The sequence below is a fragment of the Enterobacter sp. C6 genome (genome assembly GCF_008122455.1).
Lineage (GTDB): Bacteria > Pseudomonadota > Gammaproteobacteria > Enterobacterales > Enterobacteriaceae > Enterobacter > Enterobacter pseudoroggenkampii.
Map to the genome: position 1 here is coordinate 150,560 of NZ_QPFW01000252.1, position 9,517 is coordinate 160,076.

Annotated in this window: 9 protein-coding genes and 1 pseudogene; 8 read left to right on the top strand and 2 right to left on the bottom strand. The window is 59.2% G+C overall.

The features are described from left to right. Position 1: 1 nt before the first annotated feature. A complete protein-coding gene (gene nuoN, locus DOU50_RS23545) occupies positions 2 to 1,459 on the top strand; it encodes an NADH-quinone oxidoreductase subunit NuoN (RefSeq protein ID WP_061714719.1) in 1,458 nt (485 codons plus the stop codon). 92 nt (positions 1,460 to 1,551) lie between these two features. Here the strand turns inward: nuoN and DOU50_RS23550 are convergent, their stop codons facing one another. Next, positions 1,552 to 2,556 carry a chemotaxis protein gene (locus tag DOU50_RS23550; RefSeq protein ID WP_024908219.1) on the bottom strand — a complete coding sequence of 335 codons (1,005 nt, stop codon included), beginning with the start codon at positions 2,554 to 2,556 and terminating at the stop codon, positions 1,552 to 1,554. A 64-nt stretch (positions 2,557 to 2,620) separates the two neighbouring features. After that, positions 2,621 to 3,538: a ribonuclease BN gene (gene rbn, locus DOU50_RS23555; RefSeq protein ID WP_148770480.1), complete on the bottom strand. Its 918-nt coding sequence runs from the start codon at positions 3,536 to 3,538 to the stop codon at positions 2,621 to 2,623. A gap of 71 nt (positions 3,539 to 3,609) precedes the next feature. Here rbn and DOU50_RS23560 point away from each other — a divergent pair, with 71 nt between their 5' ends. The 7 genes and pseudogenes from DOU50_RS23560 to DOU50_RS23590 all read left to right on the top strand — a co-directional run. After that, positions 3,610 to 4,071, top strand: a complete 462-nt coding sequence (locus tag DOU50_RS23560) for a GNAT family N-acetyltransferase (RefSeq protein WP_148770482.1) — start codon at positions 3,610 to 3,612, stop codon at positions 4,069 to 4,071. 53 nt (positions 4,072 to 4,124) lie between these two features. Then, entirely contained in the window at positions 4,125 to 4,430 is a 306-nt protein-coding gene (gene elaB / locus DOU50_RS23565; protein WP_008500219.1) for a stress response protein ElaB, read from the top strand. 86 nt (positions 4,431 to 4,516) lie between these two features. After that, positions 4,517 to 5,812: an isochorismate synthase MenF gene (gene menF / locus DOU50_RS23570; RefSeq protein WP_148770484.1), complete on the top strand. Its 1,296-nt coding sequence runs from the start codon at positions 4,517 to 4,519 to the stop codon at positions 5,810 to 5,812. Between the two features lie 88 nt (positions 5,813 to 5,900). Next, positions 5,901 to 7,571 (top strand): 2-succinyl-5-enolpyruvyl-6-hydroxy-3-cyclohexene-1-carboxylic-acid synthase, encoded by a 1,671-nt coding sequence (gene menD / locus DOU50_RS23575; RefSeq protein WP_148770486.1) that lies wholly within the window; start codon positions 5,901 to 5,903, stop codon positions 7,569 to 7,571. Next, positions 7,568 to 8,344, top strand: coding sequence for a 2-succinyl-6-hydroxy-2,4-cyclohexadiene-1-carboxylate synthase (menH, locus tag DOU50_RS23580; protein WP_148770489.1), 777 nt, complete (start codon positions 7,568 to 7,570; stop codon positions 8,342 to 8,344). Before menD ends, menH begins: the two co-directional genes overlap by 4 nt. After that, the gene (gene menB, locus DOU50_RS23585) at positions 8,341 to 9,198 is read left to right on the top strand and encodes a 1,4-dihydroxy-2-naphthoyl-CoA synthase (RefSeq protein WP_148770491.1); all 858 of its coding nucleotides are present in this window, start codon (positions 8,341 to 8,343) and stop codon (positions 9,196 to 9,198) included. Before menH ends, menB begins: the two co-directional genes overlap by 4 nt. After that, positions 9,198 to 9,517: pseudogene (locus DOU50_RS23590) on the top strand (o-succinylbenzoate synthase); the annotation flags it as partial. The gene menB and the pseudogene DOU50_RS23590, both read left to right, overlap by 1 nt.

The following is a 9,517-nucleotide window of genomic DNA, read 5'->3' on the forward strand; positions in this document are numbered from 1 at the left end:
CATGACAATAACTCCACAACAACTGATCGCGCTGTTACCGCTGCTGATCGTCGGATTGACGGTGGTGGTTGTGATGCTCTCCATTGCGTGGCGACGCAATCACTTCCTGAATGCCACGCTGTCGGTCATCGGCCTGAACGCCGCGTTAGTCTCCCTCTGGTTTGTTGGCCAGGGTGGGGCGATGGACGTCACCCCGCTGATGCGCGTTGACGGTTACGCCATGCTGTATACCGGTCTGGTGCTGCTGGCGAGCCTGGCAACCTGTACCTTTGCGTACCCGTGGCTCGAAGGCTACAACGACAACAAAGAAGAGTTTTACCTGCTGGTTCTGATTGCCGCGCTGGGCGGCATTCTGCTGGCGAATGCGAACCACCTGGCCGCGCTGTTCCTCGGCATTGAGCTGATCTCTCTGCCGCTGTTCGGTCTGATTGGTTACGCCTTCCGCCAGAAGCGCTCCCTGGAAGCAAGCATCAAGTACACCATCCTGTCTGCGGCGGCGTCCTCGTTCCTGCTGTTTGGTATTGCGCTGGTGTATGCACAGTCCGGTAACCTCTCCTTCATGGCGCTCGGCAAGAGCCTCGGTGACGGCATGCTGCATGAGCCGCTGCTGCTGGCGGGTCTGGGCATGATGATCGTTGGTCTCGGCTTTAAACTCTCTCTGGTGCCGTTCCACCTGTGGACGCCAGACGTCTACCAGGGCGCTCCGGCTCCGGTGTCGACCTTCCTGGCGACGGCGAGCAAAATCGCTATCTTCGGTGTGGTCATGCGTCTGTTCCTGTACGCACCGGTAGGTGACAGCGAAGCGGTTCGCGTGGTGCTGGGCATTATCGCGTTCGTCTCCATCATCTTCGGTAACCTGATGGCGCTGAGCCAGACCAACATCAAGCGTCTGCTGGGCTACTCGTCTATCTCTCATCTGGGCTACCTGATGGTGGCGCTGATTGCGCTGCAGAGCGGTGAGATGTCGATGGAAGCCGTGGGCGTCTATCTGGCCGGCTACCTGTTCAGCAGCCTCGGCGCCTTCGGCGTGGTGAGCCTGATGTCCAGCCCGTATCGTGGTCCGGATGCCGATTCACTGTTCTCCTACCGTGGTCTGTTCTGGCACCGTCCGATCCTGTCCGCAGTGATGACGGTGATGATGCTCTCTCTGGCAGGTATTCCGATGACGCTCGGCTTTATCGGTAAGTTCTACGTGCTGGCCGTCGGTGTGCAGGCGCACCTGTGGTGGCTGACTGCGGGCGTGGTGATCGGCTCCGCGATTGGTCTCTACTACTACCTGCGCGTGGCCGTGAGCCTGTACCTGAGCGCGCCTCAGCAGCTCAACCGCGATGCCCCAACCAACTGGCAGTACAGCGCCGGTGGTATCGTAGTGCTTATCTCCGCGCTGCTGGTGCTCATCTTCGGTATCTATCCGCAACCGCTGATTGAGATCGTGCAGCGAGCAATGCCATTAATGTAAAGACAAAAAACCCGCCTCGGCGGGTTTTTTTATGGTTTTCTCCCTCTCCCCGTGGGAGAGGGCCGGGGTGAGGGCACCAGCCCGCACCATGCTTAAGCCAGCTGCTTCCGGCTAATCAACGGCCCGTCAATCTTCTTCATCGAGCGGTCCAGCACTTCCTCAATCACTGACGACAGCTCGTTCAGCTCAAACTTCGCCACATACCCGTCCGCTTTCACCTTACGAATATGGTCTTCGTTGGCGTTGCCGGAAAGGGAAGAGTGGATCACCACCGGAATATCTTTCAGTACCGGGTCGGTTTTGATTTTGCGCGTCAGCGTAAAGCCGTCCATTTCTGGCATTTCGAGGTCGGTCAGCACCAGCGCGATCTTATCGGTGATGGGAACCCCTTCAGCCTGGGCCTGTGCCGCCAGCACGCCAATTTTCTCCCACGCTTCTTTGCCGGTGATATGCAGCTGGGCCGGGATCTCCATTGCCTGCAGACCTTTCTCCAGCATCGAGCGCGCCACTTTGGAGTCTTCCGCGACGATGGCGACAGCGCCTGGCTTGATATGGAATTTGGTGGTCTTCAGGTTCGTGGCGTGCAGATCGTGATTGGCCGGGGTGATGTCATACAGGATCTGCTCAACGTCCAGCACCATCGCCAGATCGTTGGTATCGGTCTTCTCGTCAAGACACGCGATACTGGTGATGTAGCGGCCGCTGACGGCGGTTTCCGCCGCGTGCACCTGCTTCCAGTCCAGACGCATGATGTTCTCAACCGATTCCACGGCAAACGCCTGCACGCTGCGCGCATATTCGGTGATCAGCAGAATGTTCAGCCCGGTGGTGGGCTTACAGCCCGCCACGGCGGCCAGGTCAATCACCGGGATCACCTGATCGCGAATATTGACCATTCCCATCAGCGGTGACTTCATCCCGGCGGGTTTCGTGAACTCCGGCATCGGCACAATTTCACGCAGCTTAAAGACGTTAATGCCAAACAGCTCAGATTTATTTTCGTTCAGAGAGGTGCCAAGACGGAACAGCAACAGTTCAAAACGGTTCGACAGGGTCAGATTCGCCCTGTCATCAATATCTTTCTGGAAATTATCCATTCTACCCTCGAGAGAAATGCTGACCTTTTAATCGTTATCGGCATCCTGAGGGAAAAATGAAGGACTAAACGCTGACCTGAGCGAAATCTTCGGCCAGCTCACATTCCGGAAACAGCGTGCGGCACTCTGCTAGCAGGCTTGCGCATCCCCGCGCGTCGTAGCGCGAGCTGACGTGGGTGACGATGAGCCTCCCGACGCCCGCATCACGGGCAAGCTGCGCCGCCTGACGCGTGGAGCTATGGCCCCGACTGTTGGCTTTCTCTTCCATCGCCGTTTCAAGCGTCGCTTCATGCACCATCACGTCCACGCCCTGGGCCAGCGTGAGCGCCGCCGGGCACGGGGCCGTATCGCCAAAAATAGCTATTTTTTTGCCCGGCTGCGGTGCGGCGAGATAATCCTGACCGTTGATGACGCGCCCGTCCTCCAGCGTGACGGTCTCACCGTGCTTCAGGCGCTGGAACAGCGGTCCAGGTTTTACGCCATCGGCCATCAGTGCGGCGGCGTCCAACGCGCCGGGTTTGTCATGCGCTTCAATACGGTAGCCATAGCATTCCACTGGATGATTAAGTGGTTGAGCAGTAACCCGATAATCCCCGTCATCGAATACCAGGCCTTTGGTAATCTCAACGACCTCCAGCGGATAATCGGTCCATGACCCGCTCAGGCGCAGCGTGGTTTCAATAAATTCACGAATACCCGCAGGCCCGTAAATCGTCAGCGGGTTGGCGTTACCGGCCATCGAGCGGCTGCACAGCAGGCCGGGAAGGCCAAACAGATGGTCGCCATGCAGATGGGTGATAAAAATTTTATCCAGCTTGCCGGGGTGATAAGCGGTGTGTAACAGCTGATGCTGCGTCCCTTCACCACAGTCAAACAGCCACAGCCCGCCGCGGGTGGGGTGTTTAAGATCCAGCAGGATCGCCGTCACGTTCCGTGAGCGGGTTGGCACGCCAGCGGACGTACCCAGAAAAATCAGTTCCATAACGCAATCAGCCCTTTGCCGAACGGGGAGGGGTTTAGTATAACGTGATGAACCCCAGGAAGGAGACTGACATGATCCAGTGGCAAGATTTACACCATAGTGACCTCACCGTTCATTCACTTTACGCTGTGCTGAAACTGCGCTGCGAAGTGTTCGTGGTTGAACAGACCTGCCCGTATCAGGACATCGACGGCGATGACCTCGTCGGCGAGAACCGCCATATCCTCGGCTGGCGGAATAACGAGCTGGTGGCGTATGCGAGGATTCTGAAAAGCGAAGACGATTTTGAGCCTGTCGTCATTGGCCGCGTCATCATCAGCGGCAAAGCGCGTGGTGAAAAACTCGGCTATCAGCTGATGGAAAAAACGCTGGAGGCGTGCCAGAAACAGTGGCCGAACAAGGCGTTATACCTGGGTGCGCAGGCGCACCTGCAGCCCTTCTACGGCCACTTTGGTTTCGTGCCCGTCACCGAGGTGTACGATGAAGACGGCATTCCCCACATCGGCATGGCGCGGGAAGCGAAGCAGGCGTAATGACGAGTCGTTGGCTATAGTTAGCGCACTGGTGTACTAACATGGAGAAAAATATGTCATTTCAATCCTGGGATACCCGTATCGACGACGACCTGGCCTTACTGAGCGAAACGCTGGAAGAGGTGTTACGTTCCTCGGGCGACCCTGCCGATCAGAAATATATTGAGCTAAAAGCCCGCGCCGAGCAGGCGCTGCATGAAGTGAAAAACCGCGTCAGCCATGCGTCTGATACCTACTACTATCGTGCCAAAAAAGCGGTGTACCGTGCCGATGATTACGTGCATGAAAAACCGTGGCAGGGCATTGGAGTGGGTGCTGCCGTAGGCCTGGTGCTGGGGCTGCTGTTAGCCCGTCGTTAAGCCGTTTAACCACTCCCTATACGTGGGTACTGCTATTTATGGTCAGTACCCCGTATAATACGAGGCTTTAACAGGGAGAGGTTCGCGTGAATTCGATTTTCCTCGCGCTGGAGCAACTGCGTACCCAGCTATCGCAAGCGTTACCCGCAGCACCCGGCATACGTCATTTCGACGTATCTTTCCCGTTAAACGACGCCTTCGATCCCCTCGCCTGGCTGGGCGAGCAGCAGTGTTATCCGCAGTTTTACTGGCAGCAGCGTAACGGCGATGAAGAGCTGGCTGCGCTGGGAGCAGTTATCCCTTTTTCCTCTCTGGCGTTAGCCTCGCAGTTTTTGCGCGAGCAAAACGCAGCAGGTGATACCCGTATCTGCGGCCTGAACGCCTTTACTCCGGAGCAGGGCAGCCTCTTTTTACCGCGGCTGCTCTGGCGACGTACCGCCGGCACCGCTACGCTGCGTCTGCAGCTGTGGAGTGATTATTCACTTCAGGAAGATGCCCGCGCCGCGCTGGATTTTTTACAGCAGCTCCGTCCTGCGAGATCTATCCGTCCGCTGTCCGTTCAGGTTGAGCACGAAACCCATCAGCCGCAGCAGGCCGAATGGATGACGCTTATCCGCATGGCGACAGAGACCATCGCGCGCGGTGATTTTGAAAAAGTGGTTCTCGCCCGGGCAACCGATATTCAGGTTACACAGCGCGTTAACCCTGTCGCGCTGATGGCGGCCAGCCGCGCCCTGAATTTACACTGCTACCATTTCTGCATGGTATTCAACGCCAGCAACGCGTTTCTTGGCTCGACGCCCGAGCGTCTCTGGCGGCGGCGCGGCACGCTGCTGCGCACGGAAGCGCTGGCGGGCACCGTTGCCAGCCATACCGATGATAGCCAGGCGCAGCGTCTCGGCGAGTGGTTGCTTAACGACGATAAAAACCAGCGCGAAAATATGCTGGTCGTGGAAGATATCTGCCAGCGTCTTCAGCACTACACGCAGACGCTTGAGGTACTGCCCCCTCAGGTGGTGCGCCTGCGTAAAGTACAGCATTTGCGCCGCTGTATCTGGACCGAGCTCAAACAGGCCGATGATGAGCAGTGTCTGCTCATGCTACAGCCGACCGCGGCCGTAGCCGGATTACCCCGACAGCCTGCGCGCGAGTTTATCCAGAAGGTTGAGCCCTTTAACCGCGAGTGGTACGCCGGTTCTGCCGGGTATTTATCCCCCGATCAGAGTGAGTTCTGCGTGGCGTTGCGCTCCGCGCGCGTCCAGGATGACTCCCTGCGGCTCTATGCCGGTGCCGGCATTGTCAGCGGGTCTGACCCGGAACAGGAGTGGCAGGAGATCGAAAACAAAGCCGCCGGATTGCGCTCTCTGCTCCTAAGGGATTAATACTGAATCGCGCAATCCCGATTCATATCAAAATTCCAATTTTTTCTATTATTTATACTGTGTCGCATTCTTGATACCGGACAATCTCATGTCAGTAAGTTCTTTTAACCGACGCTGGGCGGCGGTGATCCTTGAAGCCCTGACGCGCCATGGCGTCAGGCACGTGTGTATTGCACCGGGCTCTCGCTCAACGCCGCTTACGCTGGCGGCCGCTGAAAACCGGGCGTTGATTCACCACACCCACTTTGATGAGCGTGGCCTCGGGCATCTCGCGCTGGGTCTGGCGAAGGTCAGCAAAGAGCCCGTGGCGGTGATTGTCACTTCCGGTACCGCCGTGGCGAACCTCTATCCGGCTCTGATTGAAGCCGGGTTAACCGGTGAAAAACTGATCTTACTGACGGCCGACCGCCCCCCTGAGCTTATCGACTGCGGCGCCAATCAGGCCATCCGTCAGCCGGGGCTCTTTGCTTCGCATCCTTCGCAGACGATTTCGCTGCCCCGTCCCACCCAGGATATTCCGGCAAGCTGGCTGGTCTCCACCATCGATCATGCCATGGAAACGTTGCGCAGCGGGGCGCTGCATATTAACTGCCCGTTTGCCGAGCCGCTGTACGGCGAGCTGGACGATACGGGTCTTGACTGGCAGCAATCCCTTGGCGACTGGTGGGAGAGTGAAAAACCGTGGCTTCGCGAGCAGACGCACCTTGAGAGCGCGAAGCAGCGCGACTGGTTCTTCTGGCGGCAGAAGCGCGGCGTGGTGATTGCCGGGCGCATGAGCGCCGCCGAAGGCAAGCTGGTCGCCGAATGGGCGCAAACCCTGGGCTGGCCGCTGATAGGCGACGTGCTTTCCCAGACCGGTCAGCCGCTGCCGTGCGCCGACCTCTGGCTGGGTAATGCCAAAGCGGTCACCGAGCTGGCGCAGGCGCAGATTGTGGTTCAGCTTGGATCGAGTTTGACCGGCAAACGGTTACTGCAGTGGCAGGCCACCTGCACGCCGGAAGAGTACTGGCTGGTGGACGCGCTGGAAGGGCGGCTTGACCCGGCGCACCACCGCGGACGTCGTCTGGTCAGCCGTATCGACGCCTGGCTCACGCTTCATCCGGCTGAAAAACGCAAGCCCTGGGCGGTGGCCATCCCGGACCTTTCGCGCCAGGCGTGGGAACTGACCAAAGCGCACTGTGAGGCGTTTAGCGAGGCCGGGCTGGCGCACCGTATTCGCCAGTGCCTGCCTGAACAGGGGCAATTGTTTGTCGGCAACAGCCTGGTGGTTCGCCTGATTGACGCTTTTTCGAAGCTGCCCGCGGGCTACCCGGTGTACAGCAACCGTGGCGCCAGCGGTATCGACGGGCTGATCTCCACGGCGGCGGGCGTGCAGCGCGCCAGCGCGAAATCAACGCTGGCGATCGTGGGCGATCTCTCCGCGCTCTACGATCTCAACGCGCTGGCGCTGCTGCGTCAGGCGTCAGCCCCGTTTGTGCTGATTGTGGTCAACAACAACGGTGGGCAGATTTTCTCCCTGCTGCCTACGCCGCAGAGCGAGCGCGAGCGTTTCTATCTGATGCCGCAGAACGTGCAGTTCGAACACGCCGCGGCGATGTTTAGCCTGAAATACCATCGCCCGGAAAGCTGGGAACAGCTGGACGCGGCGTTAAGCAGCGCCTGGAAGCAGCCGGGTGCGACGCTGATTGAGCTGGTGGTAAACGATGCTGACGGTGCGCAGGCCCTGCAAAGCCTGCTGGCGCAGGTGAGCCAGCTGTGATCCTCTCGGGCGTGCAGCAGGCCGGAAAACCAGGCTATCCCTGGCTGGTCTTTTTGCACGGTTTTTCCGGCGATTGTCGCGAGTGGCAGGGTGTTGGGGAGCGACTCCGTGACTACCCCCGGCTGTATCTGGATCTGCCGGGTCACGGTGGATCCCGGCACCTGGGCGTCGAGGGCTTCGACGAGATGAGCGCGTTGCTCACCCGAACTCTGATTAGTTACAACATACTGAAATTCTGGCTCGTCGGGTACTCCCTCGGCGGCCGCATTGCGATGTTCCATGCCTGCCAGCAGCCAAAGGGGCTGTTGGGCCTGACGGTAGAAGGGGGACATCCGGGCCTGCAGGATGCCGATGCGCGACAGGCGCGGCTGGCATCCGACCGCCGCTGGGCAGCACGTTTTCGCAGCGAACCGCTGGATAACGTATTCGCTGACTGGTACCAACAGCCTGTGTTTGCCTCCCTGACTGACGCCCAGCGCGAGGCGCTGATTACCCTGCGCAGCCAGAACGACGGCGCGATGCTGGCGATGATGCTCGAGGCAACCTCGCTGGCCGTGCAGCCCGACCTGCGTACTGCCCTGAGCGCGCGCGATTTCTCTTTTGATTATCTCTATGGTGAACGTGATGAGAAGTTCGCGGCCCTTGCCGCGGAAGTGAACGCCGTTCGCCATGCAATTCCCAACGCCGGACACAACGCCCACCGGGAAAATCCCGATGCGGTTGCGGCAAGTCTGGCTCAGATACTGCGTCTTCGAATAAAGGACACTCTATGATCTACCCTGATGAAAACATGCTTTACGCCCCGGTTGAATGGCAGGACTGCTCCGAAGGCTACACCGACATTCGTTACCACAAATCCACCGACGGCATTGCCAAAATCACCATCAACCGCCCGCAGGTGCGTAACGCCTTCCGCCCGCTGACCGTGAAAGAGATGATTCAGGCCCTGGCGGATGCGCGCTACGACGATAACATCGGCGTGATTGTCCTGACCGGCGAAGGCGAGAAAGCGTTCTGCTCCGGTGGCGATCAGAAAGTGCGCGGTGACTACGGCGGATACCAGGACGACGCGGGTACGCATCACCTGAACGTCCTCGATTTCCAGCGTCAGATCCGCACCTGTCCAAAACCGGTGGTGGCGATGGTGGCGGGCTACTCTATCGGCGGCGGCCACGTCCTGCACATGATGTGTGACCTGACCATTGCCGCCGATAACGCCATCTTCGGCCAGACCGGCCCGAAAGTAGGATCCTTCGACGGCGGCTGGGGTGCCTCCTACATGGCGCGCATCGTCGGGCAGAAAAAAGCCCGCGAAATCTGGTTCCTGTGCCGTCAGTACAATGCGCAGGAAGCGCTGGATATGGGCCTGGTGAATACCGTGGTACCGATTGCCGATCTCGAAAAAGAGACCGTTCGCTGGTGCCGTGAAATGCTGCAAAACAGCCCGATGGCGCTGCGCTGCCTGAAGGCCGCGCTCAATGCCGACTGCGACGGTCAGGCGGGTCTGCAGGAGCTGGCGGGCAACGCCACCATGCTGTTCTACATGACCGAAGAGGGTCAGGAAGGGCGCAACGCGTTTAACGAAAAACGCCAGCCAGACTTCAGCAAATACAAACGGAATCCGTAATGCGTCGCGCGCAGGTTTACCGCTGGCAGATACCGATGGACGCGGGCGTGGTGCTGCGTGAACGGCGGTTAAAAACCCGTGACGGCTTCTTCGTGCATCTGCAGCAGGGCGAGCGGGAAGGCTGGGGCGAGATTTCGCCTCTGCCGGGCTTTAGCCAGGAGTCACTGGATGACGCGCAGACGGCCTTGCTGGCTTGGGCGGACGCGTGGCGCGGGGGGGCGGATCCGGTGCTGCCGGAGGTGCCTTCCGCGGCCTTTGGTATCAGCTGCGCGCTGGCGGAGCTGGACGGCAGCCTGCCGGAAGCGGGGAATTACCGCGC

Bases quoted from the DNA above. Each gene is read 5' to 3' on its own strand.
- nuoN (WP_061714719.1), top strand. From the start codon at position 2: ATGACAATAACTCCACAACAACTGATCGCGCTGTTACCGCTGCTGATC.
- DOU50_RS23550 (WP_024908219.1), bottom strand. From the start codon at position 2,556: ATGGATAATTTCCAGAAAGATATTGATGACAGGGCGAATCTGACCCTG.
- rbn (WP_148770480.1), bottom strand. From the start codon at position 3,538: ATGGAACTGATTTTTCTGGGTACGTCCGCTGGCGTGCCAACCCGCTCA.
- DOU50_RS23560 (WP_148770482.1), top strand. From the start codon at position 3,610: ATGATCCAGTGGCAAGATTTACACCATAGTGACCTCACCGTTCATTCA.
- elaB (WP_008500219.1), top strand. From the start codon at position 4,125: ATGTCATTTCAATCCTGGGATACCCGTATCGACGACGACCTGGCCTTA.
- menD (WP_148770486.1), top strand. From the start codon at position 5,901: ATGTCAGTAAGTTCTTTTAACCGACGCTGGGCGGCGGTGATCCTTGAA.
- menB (WP_148770491.1), top strand. From the start codon at position 8,341: ATGATCTACCCTGATGAAAACATGCTTTACGCCCCGGTTGAATGGCAG.